The 17,005-nt window shown below is 57.3% G+C and carries 18 protein-coding genes and 1 pseudogene; 10 read left to right on the top strand and 9 right to left on the bottom strand.

The features are described from left to right. From IQ241_RS23035 to IQ241_RS23025, 3 genes and pseudogenes are all read right to left on the bottom strand, one after another. A pseudogene (locus tag IQ241_RS23035) lies at positions 1–124 on the bottom strand (photosystem II q(b) protein); the annotation flags it as partial. 195 nt (positions 125–319) lie between these two features. Further along, positions 320–952, bottom strand: a complete 633-nt coding sequence (locus IQ241_RS23030; RefSeq protein WP_193911780.1) for a hypothetical protein — start codon at positions 950–952, stop codon at positions 320–322. 207 nt (positions 953–1,159) lie between these two features. Next, positions 1,160–1,645 (bottom strand): allophycocyanin subunit alpha-B, encoded by a 486-nt coding sequence (locus IQ241_RS23025; RefSeq protein WP_193911778.1) that lies wholly within the window; start codon positions 1,643–1,645, stop codon positions 1,160–1,162. 357 nt (positions 1,646–2,002) lie between these two features. Here IQ241_RS23025 and rlmD point away from each other — a divergent pair, with 357 nt between their 5' ends. The 5 genes from rlmD to ureC all read left to right on the top strand — a co-directional run bounded on the left by rlmD (position 2,003) and on the right by ureC (position 7,178). Then, positions 2,003–3,400, top strand: a complete 1,398-nt coding sequence (gene rlmD, locus IQ241_RS23020; RefSeq protein WP_228022003.1) for a 23S rRNA (uracil(1939)-C(5))-methyltransferase RlmD — start codon at positions 2,003–2,005, stop codon at positions 3,398–3,400. A 20-nt stretch (positions 3,401–3,420) separates the two neighbouring features. Further along, positions 3,421–4,464 carry a UDP-3-O-(3-hydroxymyristoyl)glucosamine N-acyltransferase gene (gene lpxD, locus IQ241_RS23015; RefSeq protein WP_193911776.1) on the top strand — a complete coding sequence of 348 codons (1,044 nt, stop codon included), beginning with the start codon at positions 3,421–3,423 and terminating at the stop codon, positions 4,462–4,464. 215 nt (positions 4,465–4,679) lie between these two features. After that, complete coding sequence (locus IQ241_RS23010) at positions 4,680–4,889, top strand: chlorophyll a/b-binding protein (protein WP_193911774.1); 210 nt, start codon at positions 4,680–4,682, stop codon at positions 4,887–4,889. 177 nt (positions 4,890–5,066) lie between these two features. After that, a complete protein-coding gene (locus IQ241_RS23005; RefSeq protein WP_193911772.1) occupies positions 5,067–5,273 on the top strand; it encodes a chlorophyll a/b-binding protein in 207 nt (68 codons plus the stop codon). Positions 5,274–5,468: 195 nt separating this feature from the next. Then, positions 5,469–7,178, top strand: a complete 1,710-nt coding sequence (gene ureC, locus IQ241_RS23000; RefSeq protein WP_193911770.1) for an urease subunit alpha — start codon at positions 5,469–5,471, stop codon at positions 7,176–7,178. A 33-nt stretch (positions 7,179–7,211) separates the two neighbouring features. Here the strand turns inward: ureC and IQ241_RS22995 are convergent, their stop codons facing one another. Together IQ241_RS22995 and IQ241_RS22990 are read right to left on the bottom strand one after the other, a co-directional pair. After that, complete coding sequence (locus IQ241_RS22995) at positions 7,212–7,523, bottom strand: hypothetical protein (RefSeq protein ID WP_193911768.1); 312 nt, start codon at positions 7,521–7,523, stop codon at positions 7,212–7,214. Positions 7,524–7,671: 148 nt separating this feature from the next. Further along, positions 7,672–8,136 carry a hypothetical protein gene (locus IQ241_RS22990; protein ID WP_193911766.1) on the bottom strand — a complete coding sequence of 155 codons (465 nt, stop codon included), beginning with the start codon at positions 8,134–8,136 and terminating at the stop codon, positions 7,672–7,674. A 342-nt stretch (positions 8,137–8,478) separates the two neighbouring features. Here IQ241_RS22990 and hetZ point away from each other — a divergent pair, with 342 nt between their 5' ends. After that, positions 8,479–9,588 carry a heterocyst differentiation protein HetZ gene (hetZ, locus tag IQ241_RS22985; protein ID WP_193911764.1) on the top strand — a complete coding sequence of 370 codons (1,110 nt, stop codon included), beginning with the start codon at positions 8,479–8,481 and terminating at the stop codon, positions 9,586–9,588. A gap of 302 nt (positions 9,589–9,890) precedes the next feature. Continuing rightward, on the top strand, positions 9,891–10,688 hold the full coding sequence (locus IQ241_RS22980; protein ID WP_193911762.1) for a hypothetical protein: 798 nt from the start codon (positions 9,891–9,893) through the stop codon (positions 10,686–10,688). A 23-nt stretch (positions 10,689–10,711) separates the two neighbouring features. Here the strand turns inward: IQ241_RS22980 and IQ241_RS22975 are convergent, their stop codons facing one another. After that, positions 10,712–11,356 carry a histidine phosphatase family protein gene (locus IQ241_RS22975; protein WP_193911760.1) on the bottom strand — a complete coding sequence of 215 codons (645 nt, stop codon included), beginning with the start codon at positions 11,354–11,356 and terminating at the stop codon, positions 10,712–10,714. Next, positions 11,353–11,715, bottom strand: coding sequence for a hypothetical protein (locus IQ241_RS22970; RefSeq protein WP_193911758.1), 363 nt, complete (start codon positions 11,713–11,715; stop codon positions 11,353–11,355). Before IQ241_RS22970 ends, IQ241_RS22975 begins: the two co-directional genes overlap by 4 nt. A 240-nt stretch (positions 11,716–11,955) precedes the next feature. Between IQ241_RS22970 and IQ241_RS22965 the strand changes: the two genes are divergently transcribed. Both IQ241_RS22965 and IQ241_RS22960 read left to right on the top strand, forming a co-directional pair. Continuing rightward, complete coding sequence (locus IQ241_RS22965; RefSeq protein WP_193911756.1) at positions 11,956–13,245, top strand: aspartate aminotransferase family protein; 1,290 nt, start codon at positions 11,956–11,958, stop codon at positions 13,243–13,245. 16 nt (positions 13,246–13,261) lie between these two features. Then, positions 13,262–14,047 carry an SAM hydrolase/SAM-dependent halogenase family protein gene (locus IQ241_RS22960; RefSeq protein ID WP_193911754.1) on the top strand — a complete coding sequence of 262 codons (786 nt, stop codon included), beginning with the start codon at positions 13,262–13,264 and terminating at the stop codon, positions 14,045–14,047. A gap of 7 nt (positions 14,048–14,054) precedes the next feature. Here the strand turns inward: IQ241_RS22960 and IQ241_RS22955 are convergent, their stop codons facing one another. Further along, complete coding sequence (locus tag IQ241_RS22955; protein ID WP_193911752.1) at positions 14,055–14,678, bottom strand: tetratricopeptide repeat protein; 624 nt, start codon at positions 14,676–14,678, stop codon at positions 14,055–14,057. Continuing rightward, positions 14,650–15,120 carry a hypothetical protein gene (locus IQ241_RS22950; protein WP_193911750.1) on the bottom strand — a complete coding sequence of 157 codons (471 nt, stop codon included), beginning with the start codon at positions 15,118–15,120 and terminating at the stop codon, positions 14,650–14,652. Before IQ241_RS22950 ends, IQ241_RS22955 begins: the two co-directional genes overlap by 29 nt. 147 nt (positions 15,121–15,267) lie before the next feature. On the opposite strand from IQ241_RS22950, the gene IQ241_RS22945 reads away from it, so the two are divergent. Continuing rightward, positions 15,268–17,005: DNA polymerase III subunit gamma/tau (locus tag IQ241_RS22945; protein ID WP_193911748.1), on the top strand; the 1,738-nt coding region annotated here is incomplete at its 3' end.

The following is a 17,005-nucleotide window of genomic DNA, read 5'->3' as shown; positions in this document are numbered from 1 at the left end:
GCAAGGTCGGGATCATCAGCACGCCGAACCAGCCTACATACAGGCGGTTCTCGGTGCTTGTGACCCACTGACAAAACTGCTCCCACAGTGAAGCGCTGCTGCGCTGCTGTAGTGTCGTTGTCATAATCTATGAATCCGTTGTTAGGTACAAATTAGTTCGAAGTTTGAACTCAAAAAATATAATGGCTGTGCTCAAAAATGTTTCGAACTGTCTACATTTTACGGAGAATTCGCCCATTTGTCAAATTTCTTTACAATTTGCTTAGGATTCCAATTGGCCTTCGCCGGTTGACCCGAATCGCTTTGATCGCCAAAGAGGCTACCGCATTAAACCCATAGTGCTCTTCCAGGAGAGCTCTTTGCAGAGCACCTGAAGCGCTCGCTGATCTGCTTCTGGGAAAAGGCCACTGTCAATTAGCTCGGTTAGAACCTGCTGGGTGAGAGCGGCGGCAAAGCTGCCGCCGCTGTGCAGCAGATGGCTGTAATAGCAAAACTGAGGCCGCTCCTCCGCGCTGTGATGGAAGCGGTGTATTTCGGTCTGAGTCATGGGGTAGACCGGTGTATTCACTGGCACGACTACTCTAGGGATGCCGTGCTGGCCAAAGGCTTTGCCCCCTGACTGCCGTAGACTGCCGACAAGTACAACGCTGAGCAGCGTCAGCGTGTCCTGAATTAGGTCGGGTGTAAAGATCGGGTCTGGCGTCGTCGTTAGCCGGGGTCCGCTGTTTAGGAAAGCTGAGTTAAACAGCTGAGAATTGTAGATAATCCCAACGGCCCAGTGCCTTTCGCTATCCGCCAGCCGGACGAACTGGCCGAAGCCGTAATCTTCGGTGCCGGGGGGCTGGTCTACGTCGTGGCGGGTGTCGAGCTGAACAACATAGTCGCAGTGAGAGGTAGACTTGACGACTTTACCAAGCTGGCACGGCTGGGACGAAAGGCGCGCTGAAACCATGAATCACTCCCCAGATCGTTCCTGAGACGGAATTTTAACACCTGACTTAAATACTATACAAATGTACTGATCTTACGCAAGACCCAAGGAGATCTAATAGAAGTTAAAGAAAGGGCTGACATGGGAAAGGAGCCCGATGCTTCAGGCTCCTTTCAGAATGCGCGATCGCAAATACCCGGCTCACACCCAGGCCCACCTGAGCTGCGGCTAAGACATGGCCTGAATAATGTAGTCAAAGTAGGGCGCGGCAGCGGGCGCGTCTTCCTCAGTCAGCAGATTCAAAGAGGCTTCCTTGAGGCAGCGAATTGCTTCTGCCATACCGGGGACAGGCACATCCAGGGCGTTGTACATCTCTCGCACGCCGACTAGACCGATTCGCTCGATCGGATCTTTGTCACCGGCAATGACGCCGTAAGTAATCAGCCTCAGGTACCAGCCGTAGTCACGAATACAGAGCGATCGCTCTCGCTGGCCGTAGGCATTGCCGCCGGGAGCAATAAAGTCGGGTCGGCGCTGCCAGAGCTCCTTGCTGGCCTGATCGACAATTTTTTTCTCATTTTCTGACAGCGTTTCAGCAATCCGCATCCGCTGAATGCCAGTCTTCAAAAAGTCTTCAATACCCTTGAGCTCGCCGCTAGTCGGATAGCGCAGCTCGTCATCTGCGTTGAGAATTACTTGGCTGACAACAGACATAGTTTATTTGTAAAGACGGTAACTTATCAATTTACTGACAGTTTAGCGGCTATGGGGGCCGACAGGGAAAGGTGCTAACCCTAATTTTCTCTGCAATTTCTGCTTCTTACCGATAATAGCCTTCTGCCGTCGCCCGGCTGAGCATTGTTTTAAGAGATTTTACAATCCGACCCATCCATTTTGAATGCCGGTTTGAAATCCGGGTCTAACTGCCCCCATAGACGATAACGAGTCACCATCCAGATACGGCATACTGGGTTAGCGCCGCCTTATCCTGTCTATCCAACCGCAGAAGACAACCGTAAAAGCCAGACGCAGCCTGAGTAGACCTATAGCCTCGAAGTATCGGAGAAACCCATGTCAATGCCCCTTACCTCAGCGCCCGCCTGGCGGCAGGGCGATATTATCGAACTGGCAATCACCGATCTCGGCAGCGGCGGCGAAGGCGTTGGCCGCTGGGAAGATCGGGTCGTCTTTGTGCCCAATACGGTGCCCGGCGATCGCGTCCGGGTGCAGCTGATGCGGGTAAAACCAACCTACAGCTTTGGCAAATCGGTTGGCATCATCACCGCCTCCCCCGATCGCGTCAGACCCGCCTGCATTGTGGCCGATAAATGCGGCGGCTGTCAGTGGCAGGCGGTAGCCTACCCGGCCCAGCTCTCGGCCAAGCATCAGCAGGTGGTCGATGCCCTGACTCGAATTGGCGGCTTTGAGCAGGTTGCGGTCGACCCGGTTTTGGCGGCGGCAGAGCCGCTGGGCTATCGCAACAAGGCGACCTATCCCCTAGCGCTAACTCAGGCAGGCACGCTAAAAGCGGGTTACTACCGCAAGGGCTCGCATCGGCTGGTCAACCTCAACCAGTGCCCGGTGCAGGACAGTCGGCTCGACCCGCTGCTGGCCGAAGTCAAGCAGGATATTCAGGCTCAGGGCTGGAAAATCTACGACGAGGCCACGCGCCGCGGTCATCTGCGCTATCTGTCGCTGCGGATTGGCCGGCGGACGGGCCAGATTCTGCTGACGCTGGTCAGCCGCAGTCTCAAGCTTGACAATATTGAAGTGCAGGCGCAGGCCTGGCTGGATCGCTACCCCAATCTGGTCGGCGTGCTGATTAACCTGAACTGGAAGCAGACCAATCGGATTTGGGGACCCGAGACCCAGTGTGTCGCCGGGCAGGCTGACCTAGAAGAGGAATTCGCCGGTCTGCGCTTCCAGATCCAACCGGCTACGTTTTTTCAAGTCAATACGGCCCAGGCTGAGCAGCTGCTCCAGGCGATACAAGCGGAGCTAGCGCTCAGCGGGCAGGAAACGATCGTGGATGCCTACTGCGGCATTGGCACGCTGACCCTGCCGCTGGCCCAGCAAGCCAGGCGCTGTATCGGGCTAGAATCCCATGCGGAATCGGTCGCTCAGGCCGAGCAAAACGCGGCGATTAACCAGATTGAAAATGTGGAATTTCTCACTGGGGACGTGGCCGAGTGGCTGCCTAAAATGTCTGACAAACTAGGCAAGATTCCCGACCTGGTAGTGCTCGATCCGCCGCGCAAGGGCTGCGACCCCGTGGTATTAGACGCCCTGCTCGCCCTCCGGCCAAAGCGGATTGTCTATGTCAGCTGCAATCCGGCAACGCTGGCGCGGGACCTGAAGCAGCTCTGTCAGGATAGCTATCGGCTGACGCGGGTGCAGCCCGCTGACCTATTTCCGCAGACGGCGCACATCGAATCGGCGGCATTTTTGGTGGCTCAAGGGTCGTACTAAGGGAAGACGAGGAAGTGAGTATGAAGTTCAGCAATATTGTCCAAAAGATAGAACCGGAGCAGTCTAGTCTGGTGGCAGCTGCCGATCGCGATCCAGAAATTAGCGGTATGGCCGCAGTGCAGGAGGCTTCAGCGGGCACTCTGAGCTACGTCGAGGGAGCGAAATTCGCCAAATATATTGAGACGACCGCCGCCAGCGCGCTAATTCTACCGACGGACTCAGCGCTTCAGGCTGCGGCAGAGCAGCGGGGCTTGGCCTGGCTCAGTGCTCGCGATCCGCGGCTGGCCTTTGCCCGGGCGATCGCGCTTTTCTACCAGCCCTTTCAGCCGCCGCCCGGAATCCATCCCAGCGCTGTCATTCATCCCACGACTCAGCTCGGCCAGCAGGTCAGCATTGGAGCGCATGTCGTGATTCAGGCCGACGTGCGGATTGGCGATCGCGTCTGCATCCATCCCAATGTCGTGATTTACCCCGAGGCTCAGATTGGGGCACGGACAATCCTTCACGCGAACTGTGCGATTCACGAGCGAGCCCAGATTGGGGCCGACTGCGTGATTCACAGCGGCGCAGCGATCGGCTCGGAGGGCTTTGGCTTTGTGCCCACCGCCGAGGGCTGGGAGAAAATGCACCAGTCTGGCCGTACCGTGCTAGAAGACGGCGTCGAGGTGGGCTGCAATACGGCCATCGACCGGCCAGCGGTGGGCGAAACCTGGGTAGGGCGCAATAGCAAAATTGATAATTTGGTGCACGTGGGTCACGGCTGTCAGATTGGCGAAGCGGTGGTAATGGCAGGCCAGGTCGGGTTAGCAGGCGGCGTTACCCTGGGCCGCCGGGTGATTCTAGCGGGACAGGTGGGCCTGGCGAATCAGACGGAAATGGGAGAAGGCGCGATCGCGACTTCCAAAACCGGCGTTCACGGTCGGGTGGCGGCAGGTGAAATCGTATCGGGAATGCCGGCGCTGGCCCATCAGGACTATCTCAAATATTCGGCCCTGCGCCGCCGCCTGCCCGAACTATTGCAGTCGCTCAGGCAGATTCAAAAACAGCTGGGTCTCAAAAAGTAGCCAACAAAGAAAATAGCCGAAAGAGAGTAGGCAGAGCGCCAACCCGACGCTTCAGGAAGGGCTGACGCTAGAGAAGCTGTCGCTATATGAGAGTAAATGATAACAATTGATACAATTCTTTAATTTTTGATATACACTGGTTGAAAGGCCTATATGTAAAGACCTCTTTCATCCCGTCAGCCCACCATTCTGCGCGTCGATTGCGGAACTATCCTATGGAAAATCTTACCGAACAAGACCTGTCTCCTAGCTCAGAGGCTCCAGACAAGACGCTGGGAATATCGGTCTCTGATTACTATCGTCCCAAGCCCCAGCTGGGGTTTACCCCCTACGCGGAGCTCTGGAACGGTCGGCTGGCAATGGTGGGCTTTGTCGTAGCGCTGGTTGCAGAAATCCTCTCAAGTCATGGCTGGCTGAACTTCTAGCGGATTGTATCTTTAAGCCACAGGGAATTGGCTGTTTATTAAGAAGTGTTACTCCTATGGGCAGAGAGTCCGCTTGAAGGAAGTGCACCTCTTGACAGAAGTACATAGAAGGTTCATCGATTATGCTTTGAGTGAAGGTTAAGAAAGATTGCCGACGCTCAATAGGAATTACAGACTATGCCTAACACTACTCAAACCAAGCCCACTGTTCAACCCAATCCCGTCATCACCGAAGCGGACTATCTGAATCCACAGCCTAGCTTTGGCTTTACGCCTTTTGCCGAGCTTTGGAATGGTCGGCTGGCGATGATCGGCTTTATCGCTGCATTGGCGACTGAATACTTCACTGGCCAGGGTGTACTGCACTTCTGGGGCTTGATGTAAGTATCAATTACAGCTGATTAGTACGCCAAGCTGACTAAATCGTATCTAATTTAAGCGCCTCCTGTCTTTGGGCAGGAGGCGCTTTGCATGGGCTCCCAAGCAGACGGGCTCCAGGAAAATGTACGGCCAGTCACGTCGGCGAGGGTGGATTTGGCGTAATCTAACTGACTAGTACATTTAACCGGAGACTGCCCCATGAGCTACCGCATGGATCGTCGAGCCTATGCTGAAACCTATGGACCAACCGTGGGCGATCGCGTTCGTCTCGCCGATACCGACCTGGTCATCGAAGTGGAGCGAGACTTTACGCCCTACGGCGATGAGGTGAAGTTTGGCGGCGGTAAAGTGATCCGCGACGGCATGGGGCAGTCGCCCATTTCCCGCGAGGCGGGCGCGGTGGACATGGTGATTACCAATGCGCTGATTCTAGACTGGTGGGGCATCGTCAAAGCCGATATTGGGATTAAAGATGGCCGCATCGTTAAAATCGGCAAGGCAGGTAACCCCTATGTTCAAGACAGCGTAGACATTATTATTGGTCCCGCTACCGAAGCCGTGGCCGGGGAGGGCATGATCCTGACCGCGGGTGGCATCGACTCCCACATCCACATGATCTGCCCGCAGCAGATTGAGACCGCGATCGCGTCTGGCGTCACCACGATGCTGGGCGGCGGTACCGGCCCGGCGACGGGAACTAACGCCACTACCTGCACGCCGGGGCAGTGGAACATCCATCGGATGCTCCAGGCCGCCGATGCCTTTCCGATTAACTGGGGCCTGCTGGGTAAGGGCAATAGCGCCCGGCCCGAGGGGCTGGCCGAGCAAGTGGTGGCCGGAGCAATGGGGCTGAAGCTGCATGAAGACTGGGGCACAACGCCCGCGGCGATTGACACCTGCCTCAGCGTGGCCGATGACTACGATGTTCAGGTCGCAATCCATACCGACACGCTGAACGAGGCGGGCTTTGTCGAAAATACGATCGCTGCCTTCAAAGACCGAGTGATTCATACCTACCATACCGAAGGCGCGGGCGGCGGTCACGCGCCGGATATCATCAAAGTCTGTGGCGTGGCGAACGTGCTGCCCTCCTCCACTAATCCCACCCGGCCCTACACTCGCAACACGCTCGATGAGCACCTCGACATGCTGATGGTCTGCCATCACCTCAGCCCTGGCATTCCCGAAGATGTTGCCTTCGCCGAGTCGCGGATTCGGCGGGAGACCATTGCCGCCGAAGACATCCTGCACGACCTGGGCGCGTTTAGCATGATCGCCTCCGACTCCCAGGCGATGGGCCGGGTGGGGGAAGTGGTCATTCGGACCTGGCAGACCGCGCATAAAATGAAGACGCAGCGCGGCCCGCTGCCGGAAGATTCCGAGCGCAATGATAATTTTCGAGCGAAGCGCTATATCGCCAAGTACACGATCAACCCAGCTATTGCCCACGGCATCGCTGAGCAGGTGGGTTCGGTAGAAGAAGGAAAGCTGGCCGACCTGTGTCTGTGGAAGCCAGCGTTTTTCGGCGTCAAGCCAGAAATTGTCATTAAGGGCGGGCTGATTGCCTGGGCGCAAATGGGCGACCCCAACGCCAGCATTCCGACGCCGCAGCCCACCTACATGCGGCCTATGTTTGGCAGCTTTGGCGGCGCGATCGCGGCTACGTCGATCACCTTTGTTTCTCAGGCTGCGATGGAGGCCGGGGTCGGCGAGTACGCTAGGCTGCAAACCCCGACCATGGCCGTCAGCAACACCCGGCAGCTAAACAAGTCAGACATGAAGCTGAATACCTATCTGCCCCAAATGGAGGTCGATCCAGAGACCTATGAGGTCCGAGCCGACGGCGACCTGCTGACCTGCGAACCGGCCGCAGTGCTGCCAATGGCCCAGCGCTATTTTCTGTTCTGAGGCCCTGAGGGCAGCTGCCCCCCAGTATCAGGCCTACTTTCCTGCGCCTTCGACATACATCTCAGGTTCTACAGCAAAGTTGTCCATGCGATTGGACGCGTCAACCGTATAGCCTTCGGTGGTATCCAGATCGGTATTGCTTTCGCTTTCTTTAGCCGCCTGAATATCTCGCTTGTTGTCCTCAACGTCGCCGCCGGGCATCGGGTCGGTATCGGGTGGGTTGATAGCTGGCCCGACCGCTTCTGCCGTCTGCACGGCCCACTGGTCGCCCGCCGAGCCCTTGCCAGGCTCGGCGCCTTTTTTGATATTTTGCTGGGGATTGGATGCGTCTGATTGGGAAGCCATATAAATTCCTTCAAAAGATATTAATCAACTTACCTTAAGAAATTTTTTGCCCACTGGCCTCTTTCGTCGGTATCAGGCAGGCTCTATCGCGAGAGCGAAATGGGGCCTAGTTTACCCGCTTCTAGACCAGAACGGAAGCTCAGCCGGACTAGGCGATATCTGGGGGCACTGAAGGCCGCTTTAGCTGCTGGAGCTGGTTGCGAAACAGCATTTTCAAATCTGAGCGGCGAATTTCGATGCCCTGGCCTCTGGCGTTTGGCTCTAGAAAAATAACGCTGTCTACCGGCTGCATCGAAAGCATTTGAAATAGGATATGGGCGACCGGGTGGGGCAGCGCCATCAGGTTGGGATCGGCGAAAGCGGCCTGTCCCTCAGCAGCGGCCTGCAGGGTGGGAAAGGCGTAGATTACCCGCTTCGAGGTTTCGGGCTGCTGCCGACTGCTGAGCGTGGTGGTCAGCCAACCCTGCTGCTGTGCCTGTAGGATGTAATATTCAAGCTGCTTGAGCCGCTCCGCGATCGCTTTAATCATCGGCGCGACTGCCTGCACTGCCTGCTTTGCCACCGGGTCGGGAGCATCGTTAACCAAAGTCTGGATCTGCTGGTCGATATTCATCGCGCGGGTTCTTAATAGGACCTGTCTTGATATAGGGATAGCAGTATTTCAGGATAGCCGTCAAAATGCTTCTACGGTGCGACTGCCCCGAAAATCTACTGAGAAAATGTTTGAGGTACTACACGATCGTGCTTAAAAAATCTAATACTTCCGTAAATATTGCTGGCAATTGTTTAGAACCTCCCGCAATCTGTCTATCCTTCTAGATTAGAGCGACCTGAAATTAAACGGGTTCAGGTCTGTGCTATCAGCGGTGCTCTAACCCCATATCTTAGGGAAGTAGCTTACCTTTAGCGCGTCAACGTCGATCAGGGTAGTTTATCTTAATCTTTAGTTAACATTGTGGAAGCGCTTTTCCAACGACTTTTGCAAGATCTCAGGCAGGCAGTTCAGGCGTCTGAACAGAACTGCCGGGAGGTTGCAGGTCGCCTGAGCCAGGAAGCGGTCCGAATTTGTACTGAAAGTCAGCGAATCCAAGCGTCTGGCGAAGTCGAGAGCTGGGCTTTGAACCTGGGTCAGCATCGGCTCACGCAGTGCCTGCGCTACTACCGGCTGGGCTCTAAGCGGGGCAGGCTAGAGCTACACAGCACCCTGAGCGCCATCGTCTACCGGTATATTACGCCACCCCAGGTGCAGTCGAGCTACCAGGCCCGGCTGCTGCTGATCGAAGATTTTTTACAGAATTTTTACGCTGAAAGCATGAACGCCTTTCGGCGGGAATGCGCGGTTGCCGCCGACTATCAGCCCCGTACTGCCTTAGAACTAGCTGAATACATGGCCTTCGCTGAACGCTACGGTAAGCGCCGGATTCCGCTGCCGGGGCGGCGCAGTCAGCAGCTGATTATCCTGCGGGCGCAGACGTTTGCGAAGCAGCAGCCACCTGAGACGGCGGTTGATATTGAGCAGGCAGCAGAGGTCGGCAGCAGCGACGAGGTCGAGCAGAGCTGGCAGGCCGCTCTGATGAAGCGACTGCGAGAGCAAATTGGCTCTCAGTCAGAGGAAACCGGAGATTCGCTGCGCTACCGGGTAGTGGAGGAGCTGATAGCCTATTTGAGAGAAAAGGATCAGACTGCCTGTGCTGACTACTTTACGCTGCGGCTAATGGATTTGCCTACGCACGAGATTGAGGCCATCTTAGGGCTGTCTGCCCGCGAACGCGACTATTTACAGCAGCGGTTCAAATACCATCTGCTAAAATTTGCTTTTTCCTACCATTGGGAGCTAGTGCATGAATGGTTGGGAGCAGATTTAGACAATAGCCTGGGCCTGACAACCCAGCAGTGGAACGATCTTCAGGAAAAGCTCACGGGCAAGCAATCCAAACTTTTACAGCTTAAGCACCAAGGTGAGTCTAATACGGCTATTCTAGAAGCATTAGATCTCAGTCCGACTCAGCTTAAGAAGCAGTGGTCTAAGCTGTTAGAGCAGGCCTGGGAAATTCGCAATCTTTGAATTTGTCCGGACTGAGGACTTGAACGATGAATAGTAGTAGGACATACCGCAACCAGAACATTTTTCAAAGGCTTTTACGGAGGCTACGAACCTTTTTTTCTCTGCTGACGATCGCGATCCGGAACCGCGATCGCGGTTCAAAAAAAGGATCTAAAAAAATATCTGGAATTAGAGATAGCTCTACGCTTTCGGAGAAATATCTGCCGCTGCTTACTCCGATTGTCCCCCCTCGTTTTTCCTATCAGCTGGAGAAACCCGTTTTCAAAGCGACTCAGTCGCTCAATTTTGGAGATATAGCCACCGTGCAAGCTCGTTTTCAAGCCTTACTCAGGCAAAAATTTCGGCAGGAATACAAAAATCGGTTGCCCCTATTTTCCTGGGAAACTGAGATGAAGGAGTACCCCGAACAGCTCCCTGCAGCCAGCGCACTGGTTCACGAACCAGTTTGGACTGCCCAAATTAGCCGGTTTAGAACGGCCAGCCTGCTGCCAGACGCGCTGTTAGCATCTCTCCTAGAGCGCTGCCAGACGCTATCGCAGACGCCGCTGAAGCAGGGGATCAGGCTTGTTCGTGCTGTGGAAGGGCTGTTTCCCGAACAGGCGTCGCTCCTGGAGCCGATCGCTAAGATGGCGCTGGTGCCGGCCTACCGGTCTGAGGTGGGTGTTCAGGATGCCGCTATTCAGAAACTCATAGACGGCGTGGGTGGATATGCGGCGGCGACCCGCGAGCAGCAGATCGCACTTTCAATGCTCGCTGCTCAGGAAATGATGGCGGCGCTGACGCTGTCCGTTTCTGCCCAGCGGCCTCGTCTAGAGCGAGAATGGCTGACGACCCTGGGCCTGCTCCAGCTTGTAGCCATTGATAAAGCTCAGGCTAAACAGCTCCATATCCAGGCTAATCTGCCAGCGGGCGGTCGCCTGCGGCTATGGGATGACACCGTTGAGCAGCAGGCGTTGCGATCGCAGCCCGGCTGTCTCGACCTGGTTTGGACCAATCCCCAGCCTGACCAGCCCTACGCTCTGGAAGTTACCTTCGACCAGACCGACTCGCAGCCGCTCTGTTTCAGCGTGAGCTGCGCCAGCGATTGCCCAGCGGTTTAATTGGGCAGGTTAATATGCCTAGATCAATTCAGCCGCACCTCGGCTTCTGACTGGCTGAGGTGACTGATATCGGCTATCAGCTCTGCTTCCCAGCCGCCGTCCTGCTGCACCAGCTTGACCAGCGAGCACAGCGGCACCGAAAAGTCGATCTCATGCTGGAGCAGACCCCGCGTCGCGCCGAGCACAGATGCGCCATGGCCGATAAACAGTAAATTTCCATCAAATTCTGCGGCCAGATGTCGGGCCGTCTCGCCAGCCCGGGCCATGGCGTCGGGATCAGTTTCTGGGAACTGGGCAAACCGTCGCGACTGATAGGCTGCATCTAGCTTGGGAAACTGGGGCGTCAAGTCTTCCAGCGGCAGCAGCTCTGGCTGCTGTGAAAACCATCGCGGGTTGAGATATTCACTGATCCCGTGCTCTAGCTTAATCGGTAGACCCAGGGTTTCGGCAATCAGATGGGCGGTCTGGATCGTGCGCAGATAGGGTGAAGCAAAAACATGGTCGATCGGCTCCTGGGCAATTCGCCGGGCGACTTCCTGTGCTTGGACCAATCCGTCTGGCGAAAGGCCCGGATCGTGGGGGCGCTCTGCCGTTTCTCGCCACTGGGGATCGACAAAATCCTGCCGGTTGCCATGGCGTACCAGCCAAATCGTTCTGGGATTCGTCATTGACTAATCGCTTCTCCTGCCTTTTCAGAAACAAAAACAAACAGCCCGGGCACGTCATTGCCGTCTACGCGGCGGGCATGGAGCTGAGCCTTCTCAACCTGGTAGGTCTCTGCGATTTCCTCAATGGCAGACAGCAGCCCTTCCGTATCAAAGGATTTGAAGTACTTTCCTCGATCCAGCTGAATGTGCTCGGAAAAGCGAGGCTCGACATAGACTAGGCCTGGCTGGGGCGTTTCTTTGATCACGTAGCTCACCGCTGGCGATTCGGAAGCCTGACTGGCTCTAAACGCAATCAGAAAAACGGCAAATATGCCAACGAGCATCGTCAAGAGGACGGGTAGGTATTGATTCGATTTCATCACTATAAGCAAATTGAAACAATATGTTTACAAATTATATTAACTTATGTAAATGCATGAACGAGTAACGCCGGGCCGATCCGTTTGGCTTGAACGGGTTGGCTTAGGGATTGGCTGAGGTCGCCGCGATGTCATCATTTGCCAACGTTGTCGGTCTAAGGAGCGCCTTGGAATCGGATTACACTGGAAGACAAGCTATAGCCAGACGGTCAGCGAATCCATTCGCACGAGGAAATTTTTGTGAGTCCAGAAACCCTACTGTCCCAACAGTCACCGGTCCAAACATCACCGGCCCCTGCGGCCCCAGCGGTAGCGGTCTTTCAGCCGGAGGTTTTTGACCAGCATGTGATGACCACCTATGGGCGGTTTCCGATCGCGCTGGAAAAGGGGCGCGGCTGCCGGGTTTGGGATATTCAGGGTCGGGAGTATCTGGACTTTGTCGCCGGGATTGCCACCTGCACCCTGGGCCACGCCCATCCGGTGATGGTCGATGCCGTCAGCCAGCAGATTCAGAAGCTGCACCATGTTTCCAACCTGTACTACATTCCCGAGCAGGGGGCGCTGGCCCAATGGCTGACCGAGCATTCCTCCGCTGACCGGGTATTTTTCTGCAATTCGGGGGCCGAAGCTAACGAGGGGGCGCTGAAGCTGGCCCGAAAATATGCCCATCAGCAGCTGGGAATCCAGGAACCGGTGGTGATCACGGCCCAGGCCAGCTTCCACGGGCGGACGCTGGCGACGGTGACGGCTACCGGGCAGCCCAAATATCAGAAAGACTTTAACCCGCTGATGCCCGGCTTTCACTACGTGCCCTACAACGATTTGGCGGCGATGGAGGAGGCGATCTCGACCCTAGACGCCGACCAGCGCCGGGTAGCTGCGATTTTGCTAGAGCCGCTCCAGGGCGAAGGCGGCGTGCGCCCAGGTAATCCCATCTACTTCAAGCGGCTGCGACAGCTCTGTGATGAAAAGGGCATTCTGCTGATTTTTGACGAAGTGCAGGTGGGCATGGGCCGCACCGGCAACCTCTGGGGCCATGAGACTCTGGGCGCAGAGCCGGATATCTTTACCCTGGCCAAGGGACTGGGCGGCGGCGTGCCGATTGGGGCGATGCTCTGCAAACGGCACTGCGACGTGCTCGGCCCCGGCGACCACGCCAGCACCTTTGGCGGCAATCCCTTCGTCTGCGGTGTGGCCCTACGGGTTTGTCAAACCCTGGAGCAGGCCCACCTGCTGGAGAATGTGCGGGCTCGGGGGCAGCAGCTGCGCACCGGGCTCAGGGCGATCGCACAGAAATATTCCGCTCTGCTGACTGGTGCTCGCGGCTGGGGACTGATCAACGGCCTGGTGCTGCGGGAGGACACCGAGCTGACTTCGATTGAAATCGTTAAAGCCGCGATGGCTGAAGGGCTGCTGCTGGTGCCTGCCGGGCCGAAGGTGGTGCGGTTTGTGCCGCCGCTGATTGTGGCTCCCTCTGAGGTGGATCAGGCGCTGGAAGTGGTTGACCGCGCCCTGGCTCAGCTGAGCTAGTGGGTACGGTAGGGCGATGATTACGCTGCTGACCGACTTTGGCCTGCGGGATTGCTACGTCGGGGTGATGAAGGGCGCGATCGCGCAGATTGATCCCCACCTTCGGACAGTCGATCTGAATCACAACATCCCCCCGCAGGACATCCCGGCGGCCCGGTTTAATCTGCTGGCAGCCTATGCTTATTGTCCCCAGGGGACGGTGCATCTAGTCGTTGTCGATCCCGGTGTGGGGACAGCTCGACGCGCCGTGGCCGTCGAGCTGTCCCAGGGCTTTCTGGTCGGGCCGGATAATGGTATTTTCAGCGGCGTGCTCCAGCAGGAAAGCGCGATCGCGGCGGTTGAGCTGAATAATTCCGATTACTGGCGCACCCCAACTCCAAGTCGGACGTTTCACGGGCGAGACATTTTCGCCCCGGCGGCGGCCCACCTGGCCAGCGGCGTCCCGATTCAGAAGTTGGGTAGCACGATCGATTCCAACAGCTTAGTGACCGTTGACCTGCCCGCCTATTCAATCCAGGCTGAGGGCATCACCGGTTCCATCCAATATATAGACGGCTTTGGCAATCTGATTTCCAATATTTCTCAGTCCGCCCTGCCTGAACCAGCTGCAAACTGGGGCGTTTTGCTCAAGGGTCAGACTATTCCCCTCCGCCAGACCTACGGGGAAGTTGCCAGCGGCCAGCTCGTCGCGCTGATCGGCAGCCATGGCTGGCTAGAAGTTGCCCTAAACGGCGGTAGCGCTGCCGAAACGCTGTCTGCCCAATTTCGCGATCGCTTGGAGCTGGTTCACCTTGGCCGCTAAGCCTAGCTCACTCGCCCTCTAGCTGCTCCATTGCAGTCCCGATCCAGCGATCCTCCTCCGGGTCACTCTGATTGGCGTAGTTCAGGCAGCGCTGCCAAAAGCTGCGGGCGGCCTGTCGCTGCTGCTGCTGTTCTAACGTTTCCGCCAGCAGGCAGAACGGGGCGGCGGCGGGAGCTGTTGCCTGACCAGAGTTGGCGTCAGACTGGGCCAGCTCTTGGGCCAAGCGAGCCGCGATTTGCAAGCTTTCCAAAGCCTGATTAAAGCGCCCCTGATTCAGGCGGGCTTCGCCCAAATGGAGGTAGAGCTGGTAGCGCAGCGATCTCGTTTCGGCGGTTTCGGGCAGCTCGGCCAGGGTGTGGATCGCCTGGGCCGCCGCCTGGGCATCGTTACCTTGCTCAACGTAGAGACCTGCCAGCGCCGCCGCCGCGTTGGGATTTCCTTGCTGAGCGGCAATCTGGTACTGAGCCAGGGCCTCTTCGGGATGCTGAATCTGGCTGTAGACCTGGCCGAGCTGATAGTGGGCGTTGGCATTGTCAGGATCGAGACCAATTGCCCGCTGCAGCTCTAGCTCAGCTTCGGCTAGCTCGCCCATCTCAGCCGAGTTACTGCCAGTCGCGGTGAGTCTGAGCAATCTGCCCGACGACGGCCACGGAGCCCAGGAGGCCAGGGGTAACAACCAGAAATTTGGAGCTAATCTCGACCACCAGGCTAGCGGAGGCGGTTAGAGAAGTGACCGTCAGTGCATTCCAGACCCAGTCGAACCGATCCAGCCGATGGGGGGGCGGTTCGAGCTGCCACCACCAGGCTGAGTCGGCAATGTTGAGGCTGGTGCGCCAGTCGGCTAGCGGTAGGGCCTGGGCGACGCGATCGCGCTGTCCCCGCAGCCGCTCATCCAGCTCAACTACCTGGAGCAAATGGGCCTGCGGCAGCTGGCCAGTTGCGAGTTCTACCTGGAGCTCGTCGAGGGCCAGCAGCAGGGCGAGGACGGCTTCTGGTTGCGGCTGTTCAGCCGTTTCTACCGTTTTCAAAGCGTCTGCATAGCGGTCTAAGGGAGCTGATGTTAGGGAATTCATCGCTTCTGTGTCGCATCGCTCTCAAATTTAAGGCCAAATCGGGAAGGTCTAGGGAAGCCTGAACCCAATTGGATAGGACCTAGCTATGGACAAAATCGCGCCCTTCCGCCGCCACATTCTCCTGGCTTAAAGAGTATCGTAGTAATCATGGGCTACGAACCGCTGCATCAGAAATATCGTCCCCAGACCTTTGCTCAGCTGGTGGGACAAAACGCGATCGCGACCACCCTCTCCAGCGCCCTGCGGCAGAGTCGCATCGCCCCGGCCTACCTGTTCTGCGGCCCGCGCGGCACCGGCAAAACCTCTAGCGCCCGAATCTTAGCCAAGTCCCTTAACTGCCTGAACCATCCCAGCCCCAGTCCTGAACCCTGTGGCCATTGCAGCGTCTGCCAGTCAATTATCCGGGGCGCATCGCTCGACGTGATCGAAATCGACGCCGCTAGCAACACCGGCGTTGACAACATCCGCGACCTGATTGAAAGAACCCAGTTTGCGCCAGTTGAATGCCGCTATAAGGTTTACGTTATTGACGAGTGTCATATGTTAAGCACGGCAGCTTTCAATGCGCTGCTTAAGACGTTGGAAGAGCCGCCGGAGCGAGTGGTGTTCGTGCTGGCGACGACGGATCCGCAGCGGGTGCTGCCGACGATTATTTCTCGCTGTCAGCGGTTTGACTTTCGGCGAATTCCGCTGGCCGATATGACGGCTCACCTGAGCGCGATCGCGGCCCAAGAACAGATCCAAATCGAGCCAGCCGCGGTGCAGCTGGTAGCCCAGATCGCCCAGGGCGGCCTGCGCGATGCCGAGAGCCTGCTCGACCAGCTCAGTCTGCTGGATGAGACGATTACCTCCGAGCATATCTGGGAGCTGGTGGGGGCGGTGCCCGAGCGCGACCTGCTAGCGCTGGCCCAGGCGATCGCGGCAGACGACAGCATCGCTACGCTCGACCAGGCCCGTCATTTAATCGACCGGGGCCGCGAACCGCTGATTGTACTTCAGAGCCTGGCAGGCTTTTACCGAGATTTAGCGATCGCCAAAACGGCCCGCGCTCGGGCTGACCTGGTGGCTATTACGCCGCCCACCTGGGCCGCTATGGGTGAATTCGTTCAAGCTCTCCCATTACCGCAGCTGCTGCATGGTCAGCAACACCTGCGAGCAGCCGAAGCTCAGGTCAAAAACGCCTCACAACCCCGGCTGTGGCTGGAGATTGCGCTAATGGGCCTGCTGCCCTCAGGGCTCAACGCCAGCGCCTCGGCTCCAGCTGCTCCAATACCCACGGCTAAGCCCGCGCCCCAGCTGCCTCAGCCAAAAACAATCGCTACCCCAGCTCCCAGCCAATCGTCAGAGCCGCGCTCGGACCAGTCATCAGAGCCGCCGTCCGCTTCGGCCAACTCGCCCGCCAAACCTGAAGATAAACCGCCTAAAGACAAACCGCCTGAGGCCCCTCACCAGGCTACACCACCGCCGGCTGAACCGCCCCCCGAGGTTTCGCCAGCGGCAAGCAGCCTCAGCGACATCTGGCTAAAAATTCTGGCGTCAGTCCAGCCGCCCGGGACGCGGATGCTGATGTCTCAGCAGGGACAGCTGCTCGGCTTTGACGGCGTTGGAGCTCGGGTTGGCTTTCGCTCCCAGCCGCTGCTGAAGCTGGCCCAGGAGCGTATTCCCAACGTCGAAGCGGCCTTTGAGCAGGTCTTTAAGCGCAAGATTCGGGTGTTGCTAGAGGTGACTAAGCCCGAAGACCCGCCCGAAGCGCCCTCTGGCCCATCGAACGTTCCTCCCAAAAGACCTCCCCCGGCGCCGCCGACCGGTGCGCAGCCGCCTAAAACGGTGCGCCCCGCTCCCCCAGAAGCTCCCCCAGAAGCTCCCCCAAAAGCGTCTCCAGAAG

The organism is Vasconcelosia minhoensis LEGE 07310 (assembly GCF_015207255.1).
GTDB lineage: Bacteria > Cyanobacteriota > Cyanobacteriia > Phormidesmidales > Phormidesmidaceae > Vasconcelosia > Vasconcelosia minhoensis.
This window is presented reverse-complemented; position numbering and strand designations above follow the sequence as displayed.